The 25,441-nt window shown below is 62.1% G+C and carries 21 protein-coding genes, 1 tRNA gene and 2 pseudogenes; 8 read left to right on the forward strand and 16 right to left on the reverse strand.

Going from position 1 to position 25,441, the window contains the following annotated elements; genetic code table 11:
* Positions 1-24 precede the first annotated feature (24 nt).
* The 3 genes from ABD837_RS09780 to ABD837_RS09790 all read left to right on the forward strand — a co-directional run bounded on the left by ABD837_RS09780 (position 25) and on the right by ABD837_RS09790 (position 1,855).
* Positions 25-1,020: a sterol desaturase family protein gene (locus ABD837_RS09780; RefSeq protein WP_345053506.1), complete on the forward strand. Its 996-nt coding sequence runs from the start codon at positions 25-27 to the stop codon at positions 1,018-1,020.
* Complete coding sequence (locus ABD837_RS09785; RefSeq protein WP_345053509.1) at positions 1,017-1,388, forward strand: DMT family transporter; 372 nt, start codon at positions 1,017-1,019, stop codon at positions 1,386-1,388. Before ABD837_RS09780 ends, ABD837_RS09785 begins: the two co-directional genes overlap by 4 nt.
* A 200-nt stretch (positions 1,389-1,588) precedes the next feature.
* Positions 1,589-1,855: a hypothetical protein gene (locus ABD837_RS09790; protein WP_345053511.1), complete on the forward strand. Its 267-nt coding sequence runs from the start codon at positions 1,589-1,591 to the stop codon at positions 1,853-1,855.
* A 120-nt stretch (positions 1,856-1,975) separates the two neighbouring features.
* Here the strand turns inward: ABD837_RS09790 and ABD837_RS09795 are convergent, their stop codons facing one another.
* On the reverse strand, positions 1,976-2,113 hold the full coding sequence (locus tag ABD837_RS09795; RefSeq protein ID WP_345053514.1) for a hypothetical protein: 138 nt from the start codon (positions 2,111-2,113) through the stop codon (positions 1,976-1,978).
* Between the two features lie 232 nt (positions 2,114-2,345).
* On the opposite strand from ABD837_RS09795, the gene ABD837_RS09800 reads away from it, so the two are divergent.
* On the forward strand, positions 2,346-2,588 hold the full coding sequence (locus ABD837_RS09800) for a hypothetical protein (RefSeq protein WP_345053516.1): 243 nt from the start codon (positions 2,346-2,348) through the stop codon (positions 2,586-2,588).
* 209 nt (positions 2,589-2,797) lie between these two features.
* Here ABD837_RS09800 and ABD837_RS09805 read toward each other — a convergent pair whose 3' ends face one another.
* The 10 genes and pseudogenes from ABD837_RS09805 to ABD837_RS09845 form a co-directional block, all read right to left on the reverse strand.
* Positions 2,798-2,932 carry a hypothetical protein gene (locus tag ABD837_RS09805; protein ID WP_345053518.1) on the reverse strand — a complete coding sequence of 45 codons (135 nt, stop codon included), beginning with the start codon at positions 2,930-2,932 and terminating at the stop codon, positions 2,798-2,800.
* Between the two features lie 101 nt (positions 2,933-3,033).
* Positions 3,034-3,468 carry a BLUF domain-containing protein gene (locus ABD837_RS09810; RefSeq protein ID WP_345053521.1) on the reverse strand — a complete coding sequence of 145 codons (435 nt, stop codon included), beginning with the start codon at positions 3,466-3,468 and terminating at the stop codon, positions 3,034-3,036.
* Positions 3,469-3,594: 126 nt separating this feature from the next.
* Positions 3,595-3,804, reverse strand: a pseudogene (locus tag ABD837_RS09815) (integrase core domain-containing protein); the annotation flags it as partial.
* Between the two features lie 12 nt (positions 3,805-3,816).
* Positions 3,817-4,194: a DDE-type integrase/transposase/recombinase gene (locus tag ABD837_RS09820; RefSeq protein ID WP_345053523.1), complete on the reverse strand. Its 378-nt coding sequence runs from the start codon at positions 4,192-4,194 to the stop codon at positions 3,817-3,819.
* Positions 4,195-4,226: 32 nt separating this feature from the next.
* Positions 4,227-4,502 (reverse strand): annotated as a pseudogene (locus tag ABD837_RS24975) (IS3 family transposase); the annotation flags it as partial.
* 50 nt (positions 4,503-4,552) lie between these two features.
* Positions 4,553-4,801, reverse strand: a complete 249-nt coding sequence (locus tag ABD837_RS09825) for a transposase (RefSeq protein ID WP_345053526.1) — start codon at positions 4,799-4,801, stop codon at positions 4,553-4,555.
* A gap of 217 nt (positions 4,802-5,018) precedes the next feature.
* Positions 5,019-5,453 carry a BLUF domain-containing protein gene (locus ABD837_RS09830; RefSeq protein WP_345053527.1) on the reverse strand — a complete coding sequence of 145 codons (435 nt, stop codon included), beginning with the start codon at positions 5,451-5,453 and terminating at the stop codon, positions 5,019-5,021.
* Between the two features lie 364 nt (positions 5,454-5,817).
* A complete protein-coding gene (locus ABD837_RS09835; protein ID WP_345053530.1) occupies positions 5,818-6,030 on the reverse strand; it encodes a hypothetical protein in 213 nt (70 codons plus the stop codon).
* Between the two features lie 7 nt (positions 6,031-6,037).
* Complete coding sequence (locus ABD837_RS09840) at positions 6,038-6,358, reverse strand: hypothetical protein (RefSeq protein WP_345053532.1); 321 nt, start codon at positions 6,356-6,358, stop codon at positions 6,038-6,040.
* Between the two features lie 180 nt (positions 6,359-6,538).
* Positions 6,539-6,612, reverse strand: a tRNA-Ile gene (locus ABD837_RS09845).
* A 100-nt stretch (positions 6,613-6,712) separates the two neighbouring features.
* Here ABD837_RS09845 and ABD837_RS09850 point away from each other — a divergent pair.
* From ABD837_RS09850 to ABD837_RS09860, 3 genes are all read left to right on the forward strand, one after another.
* Positions 6,713-7,372 (forward strand): HAD family hydrolase, encoded by a 660-nt coding sequence (locus ABD837_RS09850; RefSeq protein WP_345053534.1) that lies wholly within the window; start codon positions 6,713-6,715, stop codon positions 7,370-7,372.
* Positions 7,335-8,591, forward strand: a complete 1,257-nt coding sequence (locus ABD837_RS09855) for a site-2 protease family protein (RefSeq protein ID WP_345053536.1) — start codon at positions 7,335-7,337, stop codon at positions 8,589-8,591. Before ABD837_RS09850 ends, ABD837_RS09855 begins: the two co-directional genes overlap by 38 nt.
* Before the next feature lie 252 nt (positions 8,592-8,843).
* On the forward strand, positions 8,844-9,479 hold the full coding sequence (locus ABD837_RS09860; protein ID WP_345053539.1) for a hypothetical protein: 636 nt from the start codon (positions 8,844-8,846) through the stop codon (positions 9,477-9,479).
* A gap of 133 nt (positions 9,480-9,612) precedes the next feature.
* Here the strand turns inward: ABD837_RS09860 and ABD837_RS09865 are convergent, their stop codons facing one another.
* A complete protein-coding gene (locus ABD837_RS09865) occupies positions 9,613-14,289 on the reverse strand; it encodes a M4 family metallopeptidase (RefSeq protein WP_345053542.1) in 4,677 nt (1,558 codons plus the stop codon).
* Positions 14,290-14,766: 477 nt separating this feature from the next.
* Between ABD837_RS09865 and ABD837_RS09870 the strand changes: the two genes are divergently transcribed.
* Positions 14,767-15,579, forward strand: coding sequence for an MbnP family protein (locus ABD837_RS09870; protein ID WP_345053544.1), 813 nt, complete (start codon positions 14,767-14,769; stop codon positions 15,577-15,579).
* Positions 15,580-15,975: 396 nt separating this feature from the next.
* Here the strand turns inward: ABD837_RS09870 and ABD837_RS09875 are convergent, their stop codons facing one another.
* The 4 genes from ABD837_RS09875 to ABD837_RS09890 all read right to left on the reverse strand — a co-directional run bounded on the left by ABD837_RS09875 (position 15,976) and on the right by ABD837_RS09890 (position 25,305).
* On the reverse strand, positions 15,976-16,407 hold the full coding sequence (locus ABD837_RS09875) for a hypothetical protein (RefSeq protein WP_345053546.1): 432 nt from the start codon (positions 16,405-16,407) through the stop codon (positions 15,976-15,978).
* A gap of 459 nt (positions 16,408-16,866) precedes the next feature.
* Complete coding sequence (locus ABD837_RS09880; RefSeq protein ID WP_345053548.1) at positions 16,867-22,683, reverse strand: Ig-like domain-containing protein; 5,817 nt, start codon at positions 22,681-22,683, stop codon at positions 16,867-16,869.
* Positions 22,684-23,097: 414 nt separating this feature from the next.
* Entirely contained in the window at positions 23,098-23,640 is a 543-nt protein-coding gene (locus ABD837_RS09885; RefSeq protein WP_345053550.1) for a phage tail protein, read from the reverse strand.
* 474 nt (positions 23,641-24,114) lie between these two features.
* A complete protein-coding gene (locus ABD837_RS09890; protein WP_345053553.1) occupies positions 24,115-25,305 on the reverse strand; it encodes a phosphoglycerate kinase in 1,191 nt (396 codons plus the stop codon).
* Between the last annotated feature and the right edge of the window lie 136 nt (positions 25,306-25,441).

The raw sequence follows: 25,441 nt of genomic DNA on the forward strand, positions 1-25,441 counted from the left end.
ACAGGCAAAATTCTTTCCCAACCCATGCATCACGTCGAACTCATCACCACGGCCATTCTGCTGATTTGGGTGGCCATCGTGATTACGCTGGAGCGCGTTATCCCCTACCGCAAGGGGCTGCCGTTTTTCCGCGAGGGCTTCTGGACCGACCTCGTGCTCTACACCTTCGTGCAGAGCTTCGCCCTGAAAATCATCATTTTCGATTACATCATTCAGCCGCTCGACCAGCACTTTGGGTTTTCGAAGCTGCATTTTGTAACGGGTTGGCCCATTTGGGTGCAGGTGCTGTTTTTCGTGGTCACGCACGACTTCTACATCTACTGGTTTCATCGGTTTCAGCACAGCAGCCCGCTGTTCTGGCGCACCCACGAGGCGCACCACTCGGGCAAGCAGGTCGACTGGCTGGCCGGCTCCCGCTCGCACGCCCTGGAAATCATCATCAACCAGACCATTGAGTTTGCGCCCATTGTGCTGCTCGGAGCCGACCCCATGGTGGTGCCCATCAAGGCTTGCATCGACGCCGTGTGGGGCATCTGGATTCACTGCAACATCGACGTGCGCTCGGGCCGCCTGCAATATTTCATCAACGGCCCCGAGATGCACCTCTGGCACCACGCCGACCATGAGGAGGTATTTTACGCCAACTTCTCGACCAAATTTGCCTTCTGGGACTGGATGTTCGGCACTGCCTACCGCCCCGACCACAAACCGCTGAAATGGGGCCTGCCCTACGCTTTCCCCAAAGACTACTTCAGCCAGCACGTGTTTTCCGTGGCCCGGTTCGATGAGGAAGAGCTGGCCCGCCGCTCCCGGCTATTCCGGTCCTACCACGGCATCCGGGGGCGCCTGCTCACCAAGCTCACCGACCGTGTGCCCACCCTAAAGCCCCTGCATGGCTGGCCGGTGCCCGAAACGCACACGGTTACCATTCCGGCGCAGCGCCCGGGCGGTAATTTTGGCGCAACCCCGGCGACCTCCGCTCCTTCTCACACCCCCACTGCTGCCACTTCTTCCCGTTGATTAATCCCTGGTTTTCGCTGTTTTTGGCTTCCTTCATGGAAGTTTGCTGGACGTATAGCCTCAAAGCGCTGAGCATGCAGCGCATCAAGGAAATAGCCTGGGCCCACAGCCTGGGGCAGCCGGCGCTGCTGCTGCCGGTGCTGCCGCTGCTAGCCTACGTGGGCTTCGGGCTGGCCAACGTGTGGCTGCTGTCGCTGGCCATGCGCGACATTCCCACCGCCACCGCCTACTCGGCCTGGATGGCGCTGGCCGTGGTCGGCATCAAGCTGGTGGATTCACTCTACCTGAAACAGCCGTTTTCGTGGATGAGTGTGTTCTATACCAGCCTGATAATTGTTGGCGTACTGGGCCTGCGGCGCCTCGATTAGCCCTGCCCGAGCGCTGTAGCTTCTTCTCATAGCTGAAGAATATTTCGAGGCCCGCCGACTGGAAATACCACCCGAAAATTGCACCAAACCGCCCCACGCATGGTTGGGATTTTTGATAAAGCTGACTAGATAAGCTCGAAATCCCGTGCCGTTCGGGCCCTATTATTCTAACTCTTAATTCGCTTTTATACCTTTAGATTATGGAAGTAGCTAACCACACCTTTGCCGAAGCCACTTCGGCCGCCCCCTATCTGGATTATGCCATTTGCATTGACGCCGACAACCGCCCGGCCAACCACGTGGGCGACTGGCCCGTGGTAGGCCAGGCCTACCCGGTGCGGGTAGTCGAGAGCCGGACCGAAGGGCTGGAACTGGTGCACATATTGGGGTTCGAGGGAGAGGCGCCGTACTTCAACGCGTTTGCCCCGCACCGTTTCGAGTTTCTGGAGCGCATGTGGCTTAACTAAGGATTATGCTGTCCCGGCCGACCTTAGCCTGTCGCCAGGCGGTGCGAGCACAAATACAAAAAAGCCCCTGTAATGCATACAGGGGCTTTTTTGTATCCTAAAATTGACATGGGCCGGGCATTAACCCAGGTACTTTACCAGCAGCCCCGCCATCAGCGACATGGTAAAAACAACCAGGGCGAGGCGGTTGGCGCGCTTGCGCTGCAGTGGTGTCTGGTTGCGGGGGTCGGCGGGAGGCGCGTAGGGGACGAAAAGCATGACTAAGGAAAATAAGTGGCTGAAGTAGTGTATCTATCGCCGGCCCAGGCAATGCATTACATCTCAAACACCACACGTTGTCGGCCGTCGTCAGCGGAACAAGTAGGACGTAGCGGGGTTGAGCTTCTTGGGGCAAAGTCAGTTGGCGTACAAAGCAGGTGCTGCTGAGTGGAGCCGGCTGCCGGCTGTTCTTCCACCGCTCTCGTTGAAAGGGCACACCTCTTATCCAGTTATGAAGTATTTCCCTTTTGCCCTGCTGTTCGCCGTGGGCGGCGCGCTTGGCGCCTGCAACAGTTCGCCCGCCGTGAACGACCAACCCATTTCCGGCGACCATCCCGCGCCGGCCGAGACCGTGGTGACAGTAGATACTACAGCGGCACGGACCCACGGCTCGGTACCGTTCGTGAATCCTACCAAAATCGGACGCATCCTCGGCAGCAAAAGCCCCTCCCCACCAGCCAGCCGCACCCGCTGACCAAGCCCCGTACCGATTAAGCCCCCTTTGCCCTGCATATTATACGTGGCAATGGAGGGCGGACTCAGGGCCTGCCACCTGTTGCCTGCTCACCCAGCTGAGCAAGCAGCAACGACTGAATATCCCGACGAGCTATGGCCTTAGAGCGGATACTGCCCGATGCTCCGCAACTGGTCACGGCAGTAGCAACCCCACGTATCGCCGCCCAATCAGTACGCATCGATGTGGTGCCGCCGACCGTTCTCACCCACCAGCTGGCCCCGCCACAGCACTTCGTAGTAGCGGCTGCCGTTTTCAAAGTGCACAATATTGCTCAGGTCAAAGCGGTAGTCAAACGCCGGCATCTATTTCCCCCGGGGCACCATTAAGGCACGCAACGGCCATCGCTGAGTCGTTCCGACGTGGTCGTGACTGCTTGCTTCAACGCGACCGAGCAGCGGAATGGCTAGTGAATCCGCTTGTACCGCTCTACAAAAATTTGTAAGAACTCGCTTAGGCCGGGATGGGCCTCGGCTAACAAGGAAAGCACGTGCTGTAAGCGACTAATTTCTACATACCCCGGGTTCGTCGACACATCGATGAATTGGTGCGTCACAAAGCCCATTTGCCAGTTCGGAAAGCCGCGAAAAGGCCATGGCCCTTCGTTGAGCACGTAGCAGTCTTCGTGGCGCGTGTCGGCGACGATGTGTTCGTAATACAAGGCGCGGACCACGTCTTTTTCCCCTTCCAGCACCTGCAGAAACTGTCGGTCGGGGGTGTAGAGCAACAACCCTGACAACCCGTGGGCTTGATTGAACACACGCGACCGTTCCAGTATACTGGTCAGCTGGTCATCATCAAGAGTCGCTGTGGCCTGGCTGCGATATATGAGATGGTACATCGGAAAATATGGAAAGAGATGCAAAGAGAGTCACAGGCCGTTCGGAAAGATAGAGTGAAACAACGGGGTTTCAGCGAATGGATAGTTAATCATACTGAGGTGGTCTAGCTAAGTAAGGTGGTCTAGCTAAGCCGGACACAACTGGGACGTGGTTTGAAGATGGGTTTCGAAGTGGTTGGGCGAGTGGTAGCCGAGGGCCGAGTGGCAGCGTTCGGCGTTGTAATAAGCGACGTAGTGGCTGATTTCGAGCTTGGCTTCTTCCTGTCCTGGAAAGCTTCCGCCGTCGAGCAACTCGGCCTTGAAGCGGCTCCAAAAGGATTCGGCATGGGCGTTGTCGTAGCAATTGCCCTACCGGGTACGACCGCGCCGGCTCATGCTTTGCAGGGCCTGGTTTTGCGCGAGCAAGTACTTGAAGCGGGTGGCGGCGCACTGACTGCCCTGGTCGGAGTGCACGACGAGCCCGGCCGGGGGCCGACGTACGGCCAGGGCGCGGCGCAAGGCTTCGCTGACCAAGTCCTCGGGCATCGTGTCGCGCACGTCCCAGCCGACGATTTTGCGCGAGCAGCGGTCGAGCCACACGGCCAGGTACAACCAGCCGCCGCCCTGGCGGGGCAGGTAGGTGATGTCGCCCACCCACACCCGGTTGGGGGCGGTCGGGGCGGGCTGGCCGAGCAAGCGGTTGGGCGCGGCGCGCACGGCCGGGTCCGAATCGGTGGTGCGGGGCACAAACGAGCGGGGCTGCTGGATCGTACCCGGAGGGCCCGCAGGCCGTGGGCCTTCAGCACGCGGCGGATGCGCCAGCGGCCCACTGCATGGCCTTGGGCCTGCACTTCGGCGCGCAATCGCCGCGTGCCATAGCACTGGCGGTGGTACGCAAACGCTTCGCGCACTGCCACTTGCCAGGTCAGCTCAACCGCAGGCCCCTGCCGGCGCTGCCAGGCATAATAGGCGGCCGGGGCCACGCGCAGCACCTGGCAGAGCTGGCGCACGGGCACCTGGGCCCGGCGTTGGGCAATGTGCTGATAAGTGCTCACCGGGTCGGCTGGCCGAAGATGACCAAGGCTTTTTTTAAAATGTCGAGCTCCTACTCCGCCCGCTTGAGGCGGGCCCGCAGGGCGCGCACCTCCGGGTCACGGGCCACGTCCTCGCTGCCCACCTCGGCCACGAGCTGCGCCTGCTGCCATCGGTAGAGCAGCTTGGGGCTGCTGCCCAACTGCCGGGCCGCCGCCTGCGTGCTGCGGCTCTCGCTGGCCAGGCGCAGGGCCTCGGCCTTGAATGCCTTGTCGTATTTACGCCGTTTGTCGGGCGACGTCCCGCTTGATTTTGTTGCCAATACAGAAGAAATCTACGTCCTGCTTCTGTGCGGCTTGCCTAGACCACATCAGTAGCGGCTGTCGTCTTCAAAGTGCACAATGTTGCTCAGGTCAAAATGGTAGTCAAACGCCGGCATCTCTTTTCCCCAGGGCACCATTAAGGCACGCAACGGCCATCGCTGAGCCGTCCCGACATGGTCTACATTATTTGCTTCGCTGCACATGTGCAGTACATGGCTAGGAAATAGGCTCGTACCGCTCCACAAAATTGAGCAACAGTTGGCTTAACCCGGGGTGGGCTCGGGCCACCACAGAAAGCACGCGGTGCAGTTGGCTAATTGCCAATAACCCGGGCTTCCTTGGTAGGACCTCGTGTTCTGGCGTTAGAAAGGCCATGCTCCAATCCGGGAAGCTGCCGTGTCTCCACAGTCCTTCGCTGAGCACGAAGCAGTCGTGGTGGCGGGAGTCGTGGACGATGCTCTCGTAATACGCGGTGCGCACGGCTTGTTTGTCCCCCTCGAACACCTGCAGAAACTGGTGGTCGGTCGTATAGAGCAGCAACCCGGTCAAGTTATGGCGCAGATTAAACTCGCGGGCCTGCTCCAACAAACACGTCAGTTGCGCGGCATTAAGAGCCTCCGTTGCTTGGCTGCGATAAAGGAGATAATACATGAGAATGGCGGGTGTGATAAACGCCAGGTATTAGGGCGTCCTTCATAAAAATATAGGGTACTTAAACTTAACCTATTATTAACAGGAATACTTGGCCATTTCACCCTGCCATTTTTTGCAGCCCGCATAACCAGACGCCATGGGGATTCCTTTGCCCCTGCCATTGCTATGCCACAAGCTCTTTCTTACCTTACGCCATTCATCCAGAGCATCATAATCCGCGTTTCATATCCAGATGCGCTCTGGTTTAAGGACTAGCGTCCAAAAACTGGAGCGTTGTGCAAAAGCATATAATAAAAACTCAATCTGCTTCCGGCATCCAGTCTGGCAGTTTCACGAACATGGCGTAGTCGGCCAGCAGGTCCTACTCGCTGCCTGCTTCGAAGGCGAACAGGTGCGAGACTTCGTTTTTATCCACGTCGTAGTTGAGCTCGACGAACAGGCCATCGGGCAATTGGTAGAGCATCACCGCCTGGTGCAAGTCATCCCACCCCCAGGCGATGTAAGTGCCTTCGCGGTAAACGAAGGCCGGTTGCACCTCGCCGGCAAGAAGAGTGAAGGGGTGGAGTGTCACCATTCACTACTCATCCACCGATTTTGCGCATGTCATTCAACAAGGGCCATAACCATGCAGTCACCGCCGCCAAGAGAACCATCGCCAGGAAGTACATCACAGCTTGATAGCGGTTGCCCTGGGATAGTTTCCATAGGCTGAACACAGCATTGGCGCCTGCTCCTATCGCGCCCGCGATGACCAACAGCATGACTCCCTCTATGCCACGGGAAGAACCATTCTTATTTAGGACAGAATAGATGAAGCCAACCGCCATCAGGCCCCAAACAATGCGGTTAAGTCGTAGGACTCCAGCTTTCGATTTTGGGTTTGGTTGTGTTTTGGGATGCATGAAAGCCGATTAAATTGGTAGAAGGGCACTGTGCAAAGTAATAGGCCGCTATAACAAAGTTCCGACTAATGGCGACGGCGCTACAAAACAGCATCCTTTAGCACACCTATTCCTTAATGTAGCCAAATTTGTGGTCCAGAAATAAAAAACCGCCTCCCTAATGCAGGAAGGCGGTTTTTGTGGGCCCAACTGGAATCGAACCAGTGACCTGCTGATTATGAGTCAGCTGCTCTAACCGATTGAGCTATAGGCCCGGTGCTGGAGGCAGTCATCTTTCACCTCAACCCTGGCCGTTGCCGGCCCTCCAACGGCACAAAAGTACGACCTTCGCCCCTGCAAAACCAAAGCCGCAGCATGCTTCCTCATTTATTGTTTGATTTTGGCGGGGTCCTCATCGACATCGACTACGCCGCCACCCCCGCCGCCATGCGCCGCCTGAGCCGCGCGGAGAGCACCATCGAGTTTACCCAAGCCAGCCAGGCCGAGCTGTTCGATAAGTTTGAAACCGGCCACCTCTCGCCGGCCGAGTTCCGGGCCGGGCTGCGCGCAGCCTACGCCCTCGACGCTTCCGATGCCGACCTCGACGCGGCCTGGCACGCCATGCTGCTGGGCGTGCCGGCCGACCGCCTGGCCCTGGTGGCCGAGCTGCGCCGGCAGGGCCACCAAACGGCGCTGCTCTCCAACACTAACGCCCTGCACATCGCCGAAATCAACCGGCGACTGGCCGGAGAGTATGGCTTTGCCCACGGCATTGCCGACGTGCTCGACCGCGTGTTTTACTCGCAGGAAGTGGGCCTGCGCAAGCCCGGCGAGGAAATTTTCCGGCACGTGCTGCGCGAAATGAACTGGCAGCCCGAAGACGTGTTGTTCATCGAAGACAGCCCGCAGCACGTGGCCACGGCCCGGCAACTGGGGCTGCGGGTGTTGCACCTGGCCCCGCCCCTCACCCTCACCACTGCCCTGCCCGAAGCCCTCCGTGCCTTTCCCCAAGAATACGCCCCTGCCCAGTCCTGAACCTGATTTTGCCGGACTCCCGGCCGATGTAGCAAGCCCCGAGCCAGCAGCAAAAGCGGAAGCCAATGCGCGGCGCCTGTTTCGGCGGTACGAGCGGCCCGAACCTTCGGCTGGGCGTACGGCGGCGGTGCATCTCGGGCTGTTTGTACTCACGGTACTCACGACCACTCTGGCCGGAGTAGTGCTCACGCGGGGCACGGTCGACTTGCTGCCGCTGGGTTTCTGGTATTTCCCACCGGCGCCCATGGCGGGCGAATGGGCCCGGGGGCTGACGTTTGCCCTGCTGTTTCTGGGAGTGCTCACGGTGCACGAGTTTGGGCACTACTTCGTGGCCCGGGCCAACCGGGTGCGCACGTCGTTGCCCTACTACATCCCCTTTCCGATGGGGCTGGGCACGTTTGGAGCGGTCATTCGAATTCGGGAGCGGATTTTTTCGCGGCGCGAGTTTTTCGATATTGGGCTGGCGGGGCCGCTGGCGGGGTTTGTGGTGGCGGTGGGCGTGCTGGTGTATGGCTTCACGCACCTGCCGCCGCTCGACTATCTGTTTGCCATTCACCCGGACTACGCCCGCTACGGCGCCGACTATGCCCGGCACGTGTACCCGCCCGGTGCCGAAGCCCTCACCCTGGCCCGCCCCCTGCTCTACCGCGGCCTCGAAGCGTTGCTGGCCGACCCAGCCCGGGTGCCGCACCCCAACGAGCTGCTGCACTATCCGGTGCTGGTGGCCGGGGTGCTCAGCCTGTTTTTCACGGCCCTGAACCTGTTGCCCATGGGCCAGCTCGATGGCGGCCATATTCTCTACGGCCTGCTGGGGCCGGTGCGTTCCAACCGCCTCATGCCCTGGCTGTTCACCGGCTTTATTTTTTATGCTGGCCTGGGGCTTTTTTCGGTGCGTGATGACTGGCAGACCTGGGCCTACGGGGCGCCGGTCTACGCCGGCTACCTGGCCCTGATATTCTGGCGGGTGTTGCCCCGGCCGCGACAGGGCCTGCTGCTGGCGGCGGGCATCTGGGCGGTGCAAGTGGCCGCGGCTAGCTACTGGCCGGGCCTGCTTGGGAATCCCGGCTGGCTGGTATTTGGGCTGCTGCTGGGGCGGCTCACCGGCATCTACCACCCCGCCGCGCCCGACGAGCGGCCCCTGAGCGCCGGCCGCCAGATGCTGGGCTGGCTGATGCTGGCTATTTTTGTTCTTTGCTTCGCGCCAAGCCCGTTTGCATAGCAGTTTGAGTAAGTTGACGGCACTATTTCGGCTGTCATCTTGAGCTTGCGAACCGAAGGTCGGCGTAGCTAAGGACCTTACCACGCCGGAACTGTTTGCAGTAATTTATTCGGCACAAACGCGATAAGGTCCTTGGCTACGCCGACCTTCGGTTCGCATGCTCAGGATGACAGCCGAGAGGTTGAGCTGCCTTACTTTCCAGCATAGTTCCTCCCTGTTTTCTTCTACCCTCTCTTGTTCTCATCTCCCCAAATGATTTTCACCCAAAAACAGCTTTTTCAAGGGACTACCACCGTGGCATTGCGGGCCGAGAGCCTGTACGTGTGCAAGCGAAACCCCCAGGGCGTGGCCACGCTAGAAACCGAAGTCCCTTACGAAGAGATTCTGCCGGTAAAATCCGACATCAGCTCCCGCATTCCGGTGAATCAATTGCTGCTCACGGGCCTGCTGCTGGCCTTTCTGGGCTACGAGCCCTGTCGGCATTGGCTGACCACCGGCGAGGCTGGCACCGCGCTTTACACCTGGTTGCTGGTGCTGGGGCTGAACCTGTTGGCCAGCTACCTGCGCTTCGAACAGCAATGGAGCACCTTCCGGCTGCAAACGGCGCACCTGGTCATCACACTGGCCGGGCGGCCCTGGCAGCGGCGCCAGTTCCGGGCGCTGGTAGCCGAGCTGGAGCGCCGCACCAAAACCTACCTGCGCGACGAATACGGCCAGGTAAACCCACTGGGCTTCATCGAGCCGCAGCTACGCCGGGTGGCCTGGCTGCGCGAGCTCGACGTGCTGAGCATCCGCGAGGCGCAGGCCCTGAGCATGCGCCTCACCGGCCGCCGCCCCGATACCATGAACAGCATGGGCCAGGAGCTGGAGTCGCCGTATTTGAATTAGCCGTCTAGGTTTGAAGTCAACAGAGCGTCATGCTGAGCTTCATTAAATTCCCAAAAAAGCTTCCTCATAAAGAAAGCCCTGACCAATTACTGGTCAGGGCTTTCTTTATCTAAAACAACTGGTTAGGGGCTGCCTACTCTTTGGTTACCCGTAACGTCTGCGCTTCACCGTTAAGCACTACGCGCACCAGGTACACGCCAGCTGCTAAACGGCCAGCTTCGGGCAAAGCCACCGTATTGAGGCCCGCTGCAATGGTGAGCGGACGCTGCACCAGCAGGCGGCCCATGAGGTCGTAGACGGCCACTGAGGCGGCACGCTCCGGGCGCAGGGCCTGCACCGACAACGAGAAGCCCGAAGCGCCAAACGGCACCGGGGCGGCCTGCACCGAGAAGCTAGTAGCCGCATTGCGGGTTGGCAGCATGGCCGTGGGCGTGCTCAGGGTCCAGATGCCCTGGATGCTGCCCGTGCTCTCCACGTAGTTCAGGCTGGTGTTCTGGAGCGTGCGGGCCTGGGGCAACCAGGGGCCGGCCAGCGTACCGGCGCGGTAGGGCTGCAGGTCGGCTTCGGCCAGATTGTTCAGCTCTGCATCGCGGTAGCTCTGGCGCACCGTCGCCGTAACGACGATGTTGGCCGGGTAAGCAACTTCATAATAGCGGCGAATGCTGGTACGGGCCGGGGTGCGACCGATGGCCTGGTCGGTTACGCGTATCACGCTCACATCTAAGTTCGATGAGGTCTGGCTCAGCGACATGCCAAGGCCGCCAAAGTCCTGCGAAGTGCTGGCACTAACCAACCCGGAAGTCATGACGCGGCCCGAAACGTAGGCATCGGCCGTTTCAGCAATGGTGCCTCCCGTCATCAGTGCCAGGGACGAGGCCTGGGTTTTCAGGATACCGCGCTGCAACGTCAGGGCTTTGGTCACGAACAGCATCTGGGCCAAACGGGCAGTATCGGCAGCGGCGGGCAGGTTCACCAGCAGGCGGGGAATACGCAAGGCGGTTGAGCTGGGCGCATTCAGCACCACCGCCGCGCCGCGCAGGCTCAGGGTACCATCGGTACCGCTGATAGAGGCTCCGCTTTCGAGGGTGAGGGTGCCGTACACTTCCAGGGTACCGCCGTCGAGGGCCAGGGCAGTGCCGGCGCGCAGCGTGAGGTTGCGCACCTGCACCAAGCCGGTGCTCAGCAGGGGCTGGGCGTTGGCGGCCCCGCGTACTTCGGCGTCGGTGGTAGCGGTGGGCAGGCAGGTCCAGTTGGCGGCCAGGGCCAGGTCGGTGCTCTGGCGGCGGCGCCACTCCGAGCCGGGCGCCACGCGCACATCCACGGTATCGCGGAAGGTGCAGCCGCCGGGCACCGTGGTGGTGCCAATATAGCGGTAGTGACCCGCCGTGGCAGGCAGGGCAGCCAGCACGTTGTCGCCGGTAGCCGTCAGGCCATTGGGCCCGCTCCAAATGGTGTTGTTACTGCGCGTAACGATGCCCCAGGAGGTCACGGTGCCCACGTCGGCCGGGCCGCCATCTACCACAAACAGGTTCCAGGTGCCGGCCATGGGCGTGTTGCGCAGCTTGGCAAAGCCGTTGGCGTCGTCCACCTGCCAGCTCCCCGCGAAGGGAGAGGCGCCGTTGCTCAACACCCGGGCACCTACCGAATCCACGAACAGCGTGTTCTGGTGGCCCTGGCCGGTGGCGCCGTTCTGCCTGCTCAGCAGCACGCGGGTACCATCGGGAGCGATAATGTAAAGGGTAAGGTCGCCCACGTAGGTGTGGTTGAGACTCACGCGAATGCCGCGAAGGTCGAAGAAGCCCTCCGTGGTGCCGGGCACCACGAGCGGAATGCGCACGCCAACGGCGCTGAAGTCAGGAATGGCGGCACTGCCCGAGAACTGGTAGGGTCCCACCAGCTGGTTCTCGAACGGGCGGCTGCGCAGGCGGATGTTGCCACCGGCGCAGGCCACCGAGTCGAGACCAGCCGGGGCGGCGGCCACGGGGCGGCGGGCCAGCACGGCTACCTGCTGTTGGTTGGCGCAGTTCGAGCCCGGGGTGCTCGTGCTCACGGTGTAGCGCAGCAGGCCGCCGATGCTCGAGGTGGTGCTGCGGCGTTTGCCAGTGGCGGCATAGCCGTTGGGGCCGGTCCAGCGGTAGGTCTGGCCCGCAATGCTGTCGTCGGCGGTTACGCGCAGGCTAATTGGGCCAAAGGCCTGGCCACGGCCGGCGCACAGGTCGGCTTGCAGGGCATCCGCTTTCAGCAGCGGCTGGCTCACGTTCACGTCCACGGTTTGCAGGCTGGTGCAGCCGAAGAAGGGGTCGGAGGCCAGCACCGTGTAGCGGTATACGGCCGTGCCGCCAGCCGCCGGGCCGGCGGGCTGGGTGCTGGCCGTGGCGCCGGTAACATCCAGGCCGGGCCCAATCCAACGCACCGAGGGCACGTCGGTAGCCAGCCGGCGAAACAGCAGCTCCACGCTCGTAATGGTGCCGGTGTTGCCAGCGACGCCGTCCTGGGCTTCCAGGCTAATGGAAACCAGGGTGCCGGGTGTAATGCTGCCCAGGGCGGTGGCGGGGCGGAAAGTGCCGGCCAGGGTGCTGCCGCTCATCGTGGCGGGCAGGGTCGCCGAGGCATTATCGGCAAAGGTCAGGTCGAGGGTATTGGCCGCAGCCGTGCTGCCGGCCGCGGGCAGCGCCGTGGCCAGGCTCACGTAAGTGGTTACGCCGCTGCTGTTGCGCACGGCCAGCCGCAGGGCCACATCGCCGGGTTGGGCGTGGCTGAGGCGCACGCGCACCCCCTGCAAATCGGCGAAGCTGCTGCGGTAGAGCGTTTCGAGGCCGTGCTGCAAAGTGGTTCCGCTCACAACGGTGGTGCTGAATACCGGCACGGCCGTGTAGGCGGTGGACGCATCGGGCAGGGCCACACTCGTGAAAGAGCGCAGGCGGCGCGTGGTTGGGTAGGCGGCAGTCGCCGTCAGGTTCAGGGTTTCGCCGGCGCACAGGCTGACGGCCGAAGCCGAGGCCGTGAGCACGGCGGCATCGTCGGGCAGGCACTGGGCCTGCGTACCGGCGGCGGCGGCGCTGCTCGTGCCCAGGCCCACGGCAAACCAGGCATCGGTGACGGCCACTACTTCGGGCGAGGCCGCGCCATACAGGTCGGTGGCTGCCTGAATGGTGAACATGCGCGCCGAGCGGTAGTCGGAGTTGGCCGTGAGGTAGAGGCGCTCGGCGCGGTAAGCAATGCGCGCCGCTTTGTCGATGCCGATGCCCGTGACGGCGTAGGCCTGCTGCTGCTCGTTGGTACCGGTTTTGCCCACGCTCAGGATGTAGAACCAGTGGTTGAGCACGCCCGAGTTGGTGTGCACGCCGCCGTTATCGGTCGTTCCGAAGTTCCAGCGGCGGCCCCGGTAGTTGGCCGGGCAGGGCGAAAGCACGCCCGTGCTCAGCGGGTCGCTCATCGAGCGCAGGCCCCCCGAGTTCAGGCTAATGTCTTCGCCCACCACCCAGGTTTGCTTGGTGGGGTCCACCGAGTATTCCACGGCGGCGCCCCAGATGTCGGAGAAACCCTCGTTCAGCGCGCCCGACTCGTTCTGGTACACCAGGTTGGCGGTGGCCTGGCAGATGCCGTGGCCGGTTTCGTGGCCGCACACGTCGAGGGCCGTTAGCGGCCGGAACTGGGTATTGCCGTCGCCGTAGTTCATGGCCGCACCATCCCAGAACGCATTGTCGAAGCCCACGCGCACGTGCACGTAGTTGATGAACTTACCGCCGCTGCCGTTGATGGAGTTGCGGCCGTGCGTGCTCATCCAGTAGTCGTAGGTCGACTGCGAGCCGAAGTGGGCATCGAGCGCCGCATTGTCTTTGGCGGTGTTGTTGAATTCAGCCGTCGTCCAGTTGTTGTCGGCGTCGGTGAAGTCAACGGCGGTGCCTTGGTTGGTGCCCGTGCGCAGGTTATAGGTTTCGATGCCGGCGGCGCGGGTGTAGTCGCGCAGGCGGTAGCTGCCGTTAAACAAGTCGGTGAGGGCCGTGCGCGTGCCCATGTAGCGCGTGGCAAACGTGGCCGTGGCCGAAGTGGTCACCCCACGCGGCGCAGCGGGCCGGGCCACGGGTCGGGCGGTGGCAGGCAGTGCCTCCACCGGCCCGTGGGCGTGCTTGATGATGGCATCCTGCAACACCACCGCGCCACTCTGGGCGTCTACGTACACGTAGGCGCGGCTCAGGGGCTCTTCGGCGTAGATGTTGAATTTCCAGGCCAGCACCAGCGGGCCGGTGGCCCCGTTCTGGCGGTAGTCGGCCACCACCACCAGCTCGCCGCTGGGGCGGTAGGTGGCCTTGGCATCCTGGCTGATGCGGCGCAGGCCGGCTTCGGCCGCGGCATCGTCCCACATGTAGCGGCGGGCGCCTACCGTGGCCAGCGCCGCGCGCAGGGCGGCCGCCTCATTCAGGGCCGGCTTGGTGCTGAGGGCAGCGGGCACGGGCTTGAACTCGCCGCTGAGCACCCCGGCCGCCCGGTGCACGGTGTACTGGCCGTGCTCCACCTTCACCCCCTTAAAATACTGCTGAAACCGCTCGTGCAGCTCGCCGCGCTCGTCGGTTTCGGTGCGCAACGGGCGCAGGTCATCGCTGGGGCGCAGGCCCAGCGTCTCGCGCAATAGCTGGCGGCTGTCGGTGGGTAGCTGGCGCAGGGTCGTACCCGGCAGGGCCGCGCCCGGCTTGCCGGCCAGACGAATGAGTTGGGGAGCGCCGTCGGCGGGCGCTGTTTGGGCCAGTGCCGAACCGGCAGCCAGCAAGGGTAGCATGCTCAGCAACCCCAAGCGTAATGGTTGAATCATAAATGAGAAAGAAAGGATTAAGACGTGTGGTACGGGAGCTAAAGATAAGTCAATGTTCGCATGTAGTCGGCTTACCCGGCAGCCGCCAATACCGGCGCCCAGGCTTTAGGCCTTGATGCAACCGGCGCGCCCGGTATTCGCCAGTTCCTCCGCTTCTTCCACCAGCAAACTTTTGCAGGAAAGAACCGCACTCCCAGCCAGCAGCGTTGGGGCACTACGCGACAGCCCGGCCTACATTTACTTAACTGTTTGCTGCTGGTATGTCGCGATAGCTGGCTTATTTTAGTGGCGCGCTGCATAGCCGGACGTACCCGGGGCGTGTGCCGCCCGCCCCTGCTATTGGGCTGATTCTTGGGGCAGCATTTGGCACTACCGATGCCTGAATAGCTCTGGCCGGTTCCGGGGCATTGTAGCCGGCGCTGGTTGGTGCGCGTCCACGCACGGTTTTTCACTTCCCAACTGCTTTTTCACTTTCCGATGAACCGCTCTCTGGTTTCAACCCTCGCCGCTACCCTGCTGGCTCTCAATACCGCTGTCCTCACCGGCTGCAAAAAAGACGAACCCGAGGCTTCTGCCACCGGAAAATTTACCTTGCACCTCGACAACGGCACGTTTGTGCCAGGCGGTAATGGCCCCATATTCAGCTCGCTGGTGCTGGGCTCAGGCGCTTACAGCAATGCCAACAGCGACGACTTCAGGGTTAGCACCTTCAAGTATTACGTATCCAACGTGAAGTTGCTGAAGGCCGACAACTCGGCGTACACGCTGCCTCGGGCGTATTACCTGGTCGACCAATCCAAGCCCACTACCCAGGACCTAGAGATGAACGGGATTCCGGTGGGCGACTACACGGCCATCAGTTTCATAGTGGGCGTAGACAGTGCCCGCACCAAGGCCGGCAACTTCACCGAGGAAGCGCTAAACGCCAACAGCGGCATGCTCTGGACCATGAACGGCGTGGACGAGTTCATCAACCTGAGCCTGACCGGGTATTCGTCGAAGTCGCCGTCGACCGGCCTCACCTTCCACATTGCGGGCTATAAGCACTCCACTACCAATACCATCCGGACGGTGACAGTGCCTTTCCCGGCGGCCAACTCGCCCATGCGGGTGCGCCCCGACCACTCGCCCGAAATTCACCTGTATGCCGACATCAACAAGATGTTCACCGGCACCAGCACCATCAAGTTCGCCGATACCTACAACGTGATGGGCGGCCTCCCAGCCGTGAAAATTGCCGACAACATCGCGGCCGGCATGTTCTCGGTGGGTCACATTTATGCCAACTAAGCCACCGGCCGGCCCTGGCCACTGAATTTTCTTCTTGCCAGGCATGAAATAGTTCGTCCTGTTTCTGGGACTGGCGGCGAGGCTGTTGGCACCCCGCGCGGGCCAGGTCTGCGACATGGGCAGCTGCTTCATGGGCATCACGCCCTGCGACACCCAGAGCAGCCCGCGGTTGATGCACTGCTACCGCATCCTCAACGGCTACCCGGGGTAGTCGCCGCAGTATTTTCCGCTGCTGCCTGGTCTTGTCGGTGAGCTACAGCTTCCATCAGACCGATTACCTGCTCCACGGCAATAGCTGAACATTCGGAACCCCGCCGGGCAGGGCGCGTAGGAATGGATACACTCGAACTCTTTAGCCTGCTCGAAAAAGCGGCGAAGTAACCCGCCCGCGCTGGCTTAGCTGGCCACTGCCGGGTTGAGCCAGCGCATGGCCGCGCCCTCGTCGTCGAACAAACCGATGTCGTACGGCCGGGCAGGGTCCAGCGCATAGGCCACGTACTTTTTCTGGTCGGGGTCGGACACGTAGGCTTCGGTGAGGGCCGGCGAATTGAGCACAGCCATGCGAATTCGGTGCGGCGCCACGCGCTGCGTGGCCGCCGGGTAAAACACCTGGCTAACCCATCCACTTAGTTCGGCCGTGACTTTGTCGCGCCGCCGCACATCCAGCAGCCAGTCATAAACGCCCGCTTCAACGGCGGCGTCGAGCATGTGGCCGTAGTCGGCCTGCACCACTTCCAGTTGGGCGTGGGTGTGCCAGCGCACCACCATCACCTTCAAATCGGGACGAAAGGAAATACTACGTGAAGGCAGCTCAATATTTTGGGGCATAGCGACAAAAGTACGCCCGTGAGTTTATCCCGTCAATCACCAAAGAAAGCCCTGCCCCTGTGCGGCTTGTCCTTACCCAAAACGCTTTGCCTGCCTGCTGGCGGCACTTGACCGGTCCGGTCGGACCGCCTATTTTGCCCCGCCAACAACCGGTCGGACCGCCTAGGGCGGTCGGACCGGAGCAACGACCGCCGTTTTGGGTAAGGACAAGCCCCTGTGCGGTCGGGGCGTTTTACTTCAGGCCTGCCACGTCAATCGGTAATCCTAACCAAGGTATTGGTATAGCGTGCTGCTGAATAAGGGACTATTTGTTACATCGCAGGCAAAAAAACCGAGGCGTGTAACAACGTTTGTTACATGCCTCCGGTTTTTTGCCTGCGATGTAACAAATAGCCCCCAAACAAACCGGCCCCCGGTCCACTAAAGGACCGGGGGCCGGTTACGCATGTGCCGGGGAGCTTATTGCACCACCAGCTTTTTCACGACTACGCCGGCACTGGTGTTCAAGTGCAGGGTGTAGACGCCGGTGGCCAGGTTAGCCAGGTCGAGGCGGTGCGCAGCCGCGCCCTGAGCGGGCAGCGACTGGGTGCGCACCGTGCGGCCCAGGCCATCTACCAGCTCAGCAGCTACTGCTACGCGGCCCAAGGCGGCCGGCAGCTCCACGAACGCCGTGGTCGTGGCCGGGTTCGGGTACACACCCACCTGGGCGGCCAGCGCGGCCGGCACCGTGGCCAGCGGAGCCTGCGGCGAGAACACCAGCTCGAAGCGGCCACTAACCAGGGCCGAGGCGTTGCTCACCACAAAGCTGTAGCTGGGCTGACGCGCCAGGTCGACCACCGCGCCGGTCTGTAGGTCGCGCAGGTACACCGGCGTGGTGCTCAGGTTCAGGAGCTGCGCCGCGTCGAAGCGGTACGAACCCGCCGCGGGCACGCCCACCGTCAGGGGCACCGTTACCGGGGCCGTGCCCAGCGTGGGCAGGCCGTTCACGGCCAGGCGCTGGGCGCTGGTTTCAGCCGACACGTTCAGGCCGGTGCTATTGGGCAGCTTCACGGCGTCAAACTCGCGGTCAATGCCGGCCGTAGCACCGTTCTCAAAGTACACGTACACCGGGTCGGTGCCCGTGGCCGAGTGCAGGTCGAGCTGCACCAGCGGCCGGGTTTCGGCCGTGCGGTGGTACACCGGGTTTTGGTAAGCCGTCACGCGCTGGCTGTTGCGCAGCGTCAGGTTGCCGCTGGTCTGGCCATTGGATACCCGGGTAAAGAAACCCTGGCCCTGGGCCAGAACCGGGTTGCCGCCCACGCCGTTGACATAGCTCCGGTAGGTGCCGTTGTACTGGCTGCTGCTCTCGAACACATAGATAGCCGCGTCGAGACCGATGCGGTCAACCGGGGGTATCAGCGAGTAGTCCAGCGGGCTTGGATAGGGGTTGCCCACCAACTGCCAGCCGGCGTCAAAGGCCGTCGCGCCGCTGTTGCGGCTCAGGGTTTGCGTCACGGTGCCGTTGTTCTGCGGGCCGGTCACGCTCAGCGTCTGGTTAGCGGCAACGTTCACGGTGTACCCTTTGCCCACCGTCAGCGGGTCGCCCAGCGAAGTGGGCGAGGTCCAGCCCTTGTCAAAGGGAGCCAGGTTGTTGGTGGCCGTGGCCAGGCGGGCCTGGTCATAGAAATATACTGTGGGGAACGGCGTTTCGGCCTTCGGCGTGGCCGACGTGTTGTAGGCTCCGTTCACCACGGGTGTAAAGCTGCCGGGGATGGCCAGGCTACCCACGGTGGCGGTGCTCACCGGTGCCGAGTAGTGGCGGTAGCCCAGGCCGGCGTTCAGGTCCGGCGCGATGTAGCGCTGCACCGTCACGTTGCCGACGATGACGTTGGCGGTGCTGGTGTTCACCACCAGCGCGGTGTTCGTGGCGTTCGACTCCAGCATGAGGGGGTTGCCGTTGGTCGTCAGGGCACCGTTGAGCGTGAACAGGCGCTGCACCGACGTGCTGGCCGAGGTGCTCAGTTGCGCCCCGCTGGCCCCTACCGTCAGGTTCCAGAAGCGGGTGTTGCTGCTGCCCAGCACGCTGGCCAGCGCAGTAGCCCCCAGCGCCACCGTGCCGCCCGGCGCGCTGATGGTGCCGTTGTTGGTCAGGTCCGCGCGCACGTCGAGCGTGCCACCGGTTTGGGTGAGCGTGCTGCCCGCGTCCAGGGTGAGCGCCTTCGTTGTAGCCGTGCTGGCCGTGATACTGGGCATGCGGGGGGCCGAAGCCGGGACGATGGCGTCAACAGTTGAAGTCGGTACCCCAGCGCTCCAGTTGCCGGCCGTAAACCAGTCGGTGCTCACCAAGCCCGTCCACGAGGTCGTGGTGGGCTGGTAAGTGATGCTGTACTGGGTGGCGGCGGTGTTGAAGTTGGCGGCGGCGTCCTGGGCCACGTTGGCGGGCACGTTCACCGTCACCGCGCCGTTGGCCGTGGGCGTCACGTTAAACGTGTAGGTCGTGCCCGAGACGGCCGTGAAGCCCGTCAGCGTGCCGTTGCCTACGCTCACGTCGCCGGCCACAAAGCCCGACACGGGCTCCGTGAAGGTCACCGTATAGGCAAACGTGGCATTGCTGCTCGTGCTGCCATTGGTCGCCGTCGAACTGGTGATGTCAACTGCAGGGCGTACCGAGTCCACCGTGAAGGTGTTGGTCGGGCTGTTGGCGCTCACGGCCGAGCCCGCGCTCTGGGCCGTGGCGTACACCGTGTGGCTGCCCTGCGCCAGGCCCGTGGGCTGGGCCAGGGTGAAGTTGCCGCTGGCGTCGGCCGTGGTCGTGCCGATGGACGTGCCATCTACGTACACCGTCACGGTGCTACCGGCCACGGCCGTGCCCGCGTAGTTCGGCGTGGTCGTATTCAGCAAGCTGCCATTGGCCGGCGCGGTCACCACCGGCGCCGCCGTCACCGGCTGGGTGTAGGTGATACTGTACGGGGTGGCGGCGGTGTTGCCCGTGTTGTTGGCATCCTGGGCCACGTTGGCGGCCACGTTCACCGTCACCGCGCCATTAGCGGCCGGCGTCACGTTGAACGTGTAGGTCGTGCCCGAACCCGCGAAGCCCGAGATGGCACCGTTGGTCACGCTCACATCCGAAGCCGTGAAGCTGGTGCCCACGCTTTGCGAGAAGGTCACGGTGTAAGCAATTGGCGAAGTGCCGGTGCTGCCGCCGTTGGCCGCCGTCGCCGAGGCGATGGTTGCTATCAGAGCCGGAGCCGTTACGGCAAACGTAGCCGAGGTGAACGTACTGTACAGGTTGTTGTTAGGCGGCTGAATAGTGCCGATGAACACCCCGTTGAGAAACACATTCAGTCCCTGGTCCAGTGTGGCAGAGCAGCAGTTGCGCTGCGCGGCCTGGAAGCTCACCTGGTAGCTGCTGCCCGTGGGCAGGGCCAGGTTCTGCTGGAGCTGACCATTGCTGCCCGCGTTGCTTTGCACAAAGGCCACAGCAATACCATTGGGAACGGGCGTAATCGGGGTGAAGGCGCTGCCGGCCTCGGCAATGCCCGAGAGGGAATTAAACGTCCAGCTGCCCCCCGTGGGGTTGTAGCCGTAGTTGCCGTTGGCCAGCGGGTTGTGGGTTTCGAAGCTGGGGTTTTGCAGGGCGTTGGCAACCGGCGAGCCGCCGCTGAGCACTTGCACCACATCCAGAAAGGCCGTCACATCGGGACTGCCCGACGGACTGCCCGTGCCCTGCACACTGAGGGTGGGGCTGGCCGCGAAGCTCTTGGTAATGGTGTACATGGTGCCGCTGGTAAAGGGCGTGTTCGTCACCGTAGGCGAGATGCCCGTGGCGTTGGCCACGTTCAGGCGCAGGGTACCGTCGCCGGTGCCCGTGTTCACGGTTACCGTGTAGGTCGTGCCCGAGCCGCTCACGCTGGCCACGGAGGCCCCACTGATGCCGGTCGTAGTCAGGCTGAAATTGCTGGTCGTTACCCCCGTCACCGAGGCCGAGAAGGTGACCTGGTAATTCACCGTGGCCGTAGCCGTGGGCGAGGGCGTCAGGCCCGTCACCGAAACTACTGTCGCGTTCGGGGCAGCGTAGGTGATGCTGTACTGGGTGGCGGCGGTGTTCAAGTTGCCGGCCGCATCACTGGCCACGTTGGCCGGCACGTTCACCGTCACCGCGCCATTGGCCGCCGGCGTCACGTTGAACGTGTAAGTGGTGCCCGAACCCGCGAAGCCCGAGATGGCACCGTTCGTAACGCTCACGTCGCCGGCCACAAAGCCGGTCACCGCTTCGCTGAAGGTCACCGTGTAGGCAAACGTGGCATTGCTGCTCGTGCTGCCGCTGGCGCCCGTCGTGCTCGTGATGGTCGTTATAGGGCGCATTGTATCGACGGTGAACGTGTTGGATGCCGAGTTGGCGCTCACGGCCGAGCCGCTGGCCTGGGCCGTGGCGTACACCGTATGCGAGCCCTGCGAGAGGGCCGTGGGCTGGGACAGGCTGAAGCTGCCGCCCGTGGCCGTGGTCGTGCCGATGCTGCTCCCGTCCACGTACACCGTCACCGTGCTGCCAGCCAAGGCCGTACCCATGTAGGTCGGCGTGGTCGTGTTCACAAGGCTGCCGTTGGCCGGCGTGTTCACCACTGGCGCGTTGGGTGTGGTCGTGAAGCTGACCACGCTGCCGTAGCCGGTGCCGGCTGAGTTGGTAGCGTAGGCCCGCACGTAGTAGGTCGTGCCGGGCGTCAGGGACGAAATGGTGGCCGCGAACGAGCCCACACCCGAGCCGTTGGCCGCCTTGGTATCGGCCGTGGTTGGGGTTGTGTTGGTGATGCTGTATACTACGCCCCGGTCGGTTATCGTCGCGCCGCCATCGGCTGTCACGTTGCCGCCCAGCACGGCGCTGGAAGTGGTAATGCTGCTGGCCAGGGCCGTGGTTACCGTGGGCAGGGCTAGGGTCGTGAAGCTCACCACACTGCCGCCGTAGCTGGTGCCGGCGCTGTTGATGGCATAGGCCCGCACGTAGTACGTAGTGCCCGGCGTCAGTCCCGAGATGGTTTCCAAGAACGTGCCCGAACCCGTGCCGTTGCTGTTCTGCGTCACGCCGCTGCCACCGATGGCAGGAGTAGTGTTGGTGGTGCTGTAGACTACACCCCGGTCGCTCACTGTCGCGCCGCCGTCGGCCGTCACGTTGCCGCCCAGCACCGCGCTGGTTGAGGTAATGCTGGTGGCGGCAGCCGTCGTTACAGTAGCTGCTGTGGCTTCCAACACCGCCAACCCAGCCACGACTGTAGAAGTGGAGTTGGTGATGTAGGCCGGGGTAATGAGCGTGGTCACGGCGTTGCCGGCGGCCAGGCTCACGGCCACAATCTTGGTGTTGGTCAGGCTGGTCGAAGCCTGGCTCACCCGCGTGTCGGCCACCAGCACGCGGTTGTTGGCCGCGTCGAGCACCAGCGGCCCGGCCGTTTGCACAAAGTTGTCCTTGATGAGAATGTCGTTGGTGCCGTCGAGGTTGACGCGGCGCAGCTGGTCGGTCAAGGTGGTAGGCGACCCGTCGTTCAGGGTGTAGTAGAGGTAGTTGTTGGTCCGGTCGATAGCCAGGTCGCCCACGACTGTAGAAATGGAGTTGGTGATGTAGGCCGGGGTAATGAGCGTGGTCACGGCATTGCCGGCGGCCAGGCTCACGGCCACAATCTTGGTGTTGGTCAGGCTCGTCGAGGCCTGGCTCACCCGCGTGTCGGCCACCAGCACGCGGTTGTTGGCCGCGTCGAGCACCAGCGGGCCGGCCGTTTGCACAAAGTTGTCCTTGATGAGAATGTCGTTGGTGCCGTCGAGGTTGACGCGGCGCAGCTGGTCGGTCAACGTGGTAGGCGACCCGTCGTTCAGGGTGTAGTAGAGGTAGTTGTTGGTCCGGTCGATATCGAGCCCACTCACCACCGTAGAAGTAGAGTTGGTGATGTAAGCCGGGGTAATGAGCGTGGTCACGGCGTTGCCGGCGGCCAGGCTCACGGCCACAATCTTGGTGTTGGTCAGGCTCGTCGAGGCCTGGCTCACCCGCGTGTCGGCCACCAGCAGGCGGTTGTTGGCCGCGTCGAGCACCAGCGGGCCGGCCGTTTGCACAAAGTTGTCCTTGATAAGGGCGTCCCCCGTGCCAGCAGCGGCAACACTGCGCAACTGGTCGGTCAAGGTAGTAGGCGACCCGTCGTTCAGGGTGTAGTACACCTGGGCCTGCCCGCTGCGGGGCACCATGCTCAGCGCCCAGAGCAGCAGGAGCGCCAACCAAGGGCGCGTGCCTACTGGAGTAAGTAATATTTTATTCATAGGGTTGTAGGCTAAAAAGCGGAGTGGAAAATGCTATGACCGAGGATTAAACAGTGAAAAGCCGTTGGGTAAAAATAGGCAGGAATGTCGGGGTATTAGCAGCCGGCTCAACCTTTGGCCTGGGGCAATGCGGCCTACTGTTGGCACCGAAACCCCGCGGCATACTGGGTGGAAGCGGTAGGCCGCATTACGGCAGGGCAATAGAGGAGTCCGATAAGACAACAAAAACACCGTCAACACGTTAGTAGTCGGCGGAGCATGAGCGCTGGCAAGAAAACCAAAGCGTGAGCGTGAATCAGGTGGCGCACACTTGTTCTGGTCCGCAGTAAAGCCAGCGAAGCGGCACCACACCAGCTACCCTACGGTTGGCTGGAATGATGCCGCCTTTGGCTATTGGCAGGTTAAGAATGCCAACTAGTTGCGCGAAGGGAAAATGCCCTCGAGGCAGATGATGTAGTTCATGCCCGTATAAGGCTGCATCACGCTAACCGGCTGGTTGTTGCCCGTCTGGCCAATGGCATTCGGGCTGCCAGCAACCAGGTTGTTAGCTGCAGCATAAGCGTTTACCGTTACGGCCGTTTCATCGGGGGTATTGCCGTTGGCTGTAGCTGGCACATTGCCAGCGGGGGCATTAGTCGAGGCTTTATCGCTCGAAACTTGCGACGGGTGATTATGGGCCGGCAGTTGGGCCGTCGTGAGCGTGATGCTGGCCGAGCCGGCCATTTCGCCCGCTTGCGTTGGCTGCTGGCTAGGGCCACTGCCGGCCCCAACGGCTACGCGGCCGCGCAGGTCAGGCAGCGCAAACGTGGTTTGGCCATTGCCGCCGTAAGTGGTGCCGACGATGGAGAAGAGTGCCGCGTTCTGCGCAATCGGCAATAGGCTGCCATCGCAGAAAGCCCAGCCCCGGGGCGCAAAAGTGCCCGCAAACAGTTTAACGATGCCAATGTACTCGTCCATAAACAGAAAAAAGAGGAGGGTAAAAAATAGCCGTGACACCATGTCAAAGCCGAAAAGGAGACGTACAGCCCCTTAGCCCTCCGATTTGGAGGGCACGGCGCAGAAAACCCGTAAATGCTGGTTAACAGTAATGCGGCCGAAAATTGGCGGCTTTACAAATCGGTAACAGTCACCGAAAAGACAATGGCTCTGCTGAGTGGGTAGAAACAATTAATGCAATTGAGCTCGTTGAAGGTGTGTCAAATATTGCAGATTAATCTGGATTTTGCGCTTATTCGGCGTTATTACCGCATTAATTTTTAATTGGTTAGCAAAATTTATTGCCAAGTCTATAAATAGGAAATATAAAATGTCTAATAATGTGTCTGTTAGAATGAGGCACTAGGTTTTTCTCAAGTTGGGAACACTATTCTATTGCACAAAAAAGTCCGGGCTTCAGGGCGCGGACTTTTTTGTGCAATAGAATAGCCCTGACTACCCCAGCGCCGTCACGCCGGGCAACTCCTTGCCTTCCATGTACTCCAGCAGTGCGCCTCCGCCGGTGCTGATGTAGCTCACCTGCTCGCCGAAGCCCAGCTGCTGGACGGCTGCGGCCGAGTCGCCGCCGCCGATGAGGGAGTAGGCGCCGCCGGCCGTAGCCTCGGCAATGGCGCGGGCCACGAACTCAGTGCCGAGCGAAAAGTTGCTCATCTCGAACACGCCCATGGGGCCGTTCCACAGAATGGTTTTGCTCTGGCGGATGATGGCGGCAAAAGCCTCGCGCGAGTCGGGGCCCAGGTCGAGGCCCATCCAGCCGTCAGGGATGTGGTGGTTGCTGGCCACGTCCACGTTGGCGTCGTTGGCAAACTTGTCGGCGATGAGAGAGTCGCCGGGCAGCACCAGGTTCACGCCCTTGTCTTTGGCTTTCTGAATGAGCTGGCGGGCCAGGTCCACCTTGTCGGCTTCGAGCAGCGAACTGCCCACGTGGCCATTTTCGGCCACCGCGAAGGTGTAGGCCATGCCGCCACCAATGAGCAGGTTATCGACCTTGTCGAGCAGCTTCTCGATGATGAGAATCTTGTCCGAAATCTTGGCGCCGCCCATAATGGCGGTGAAGGGGCGCTCGGCATTCTCCAGCACCTTTTTGGCATTGTCGACTTCGGACTGGAGCAGGTAGCCGCCCACGCGGTCCTGCGGGGCAAACGAGCTGGCCATTACCGCCGTGGAGGCGTGGGCGCGGTGGGCGGTGCCGAAAGCATCGTTCACGTACACGTTGCCCAGCGTGGCCAGCTTGGCGGCGAAGGCCGCGTCGCCGGCTTCCTCTTCCTTATAGAAGCGCACGTTGTCGAGCAGCAGCACTTCACCGGACTGCAGGGCCGCCGCTTGCTGGGAAGCTTCGGCCCCGAGCACATCGCCACCAAACTGCACCGCACGGCCGTACTCCTGCGAAAGGCGCTGCACGAGGGCCTCGAGCGAATACTTCTGTTCGAAACCGCCCTTGGGCCGGCCCAGGTGCGAGAGCAGCACCACCGAGCCGCCATCGTTTAGGATTTTCATCACCGAGCGGGTGGCCATGCGGATGCGGGTGTCGTCGGTGATGCGCAGGTCCTTGTCGAGGGGCACGTTGAAGTCGACGCGCATCACGGCGCGCTTGCCGGCGAAGTTGTAGGTGTCGAGGGTGTTCATTTTAATAGGTTAGTGAGAAGTAAGTGAAGTGCGGAAGTACTGGAGGCTGCAGCCGGAGCCCACGGCAAGCCGAAGAATGGGCGAAAGTACGGGGGAGTTGGCGGCCGCGTGTATCTTGTGCCGGACCTTTTTCGTG

Source organism: Hymenobacter glaciei (assembly GCF_039539585.1).
GTDB classification, from domain to species: domain Bacteria; phylum Bacteroidota; class Bacteroidia; order Cytophagales; family Hymenobacteraceae; genus Hymenobacter; species Hymenobacter glaciei.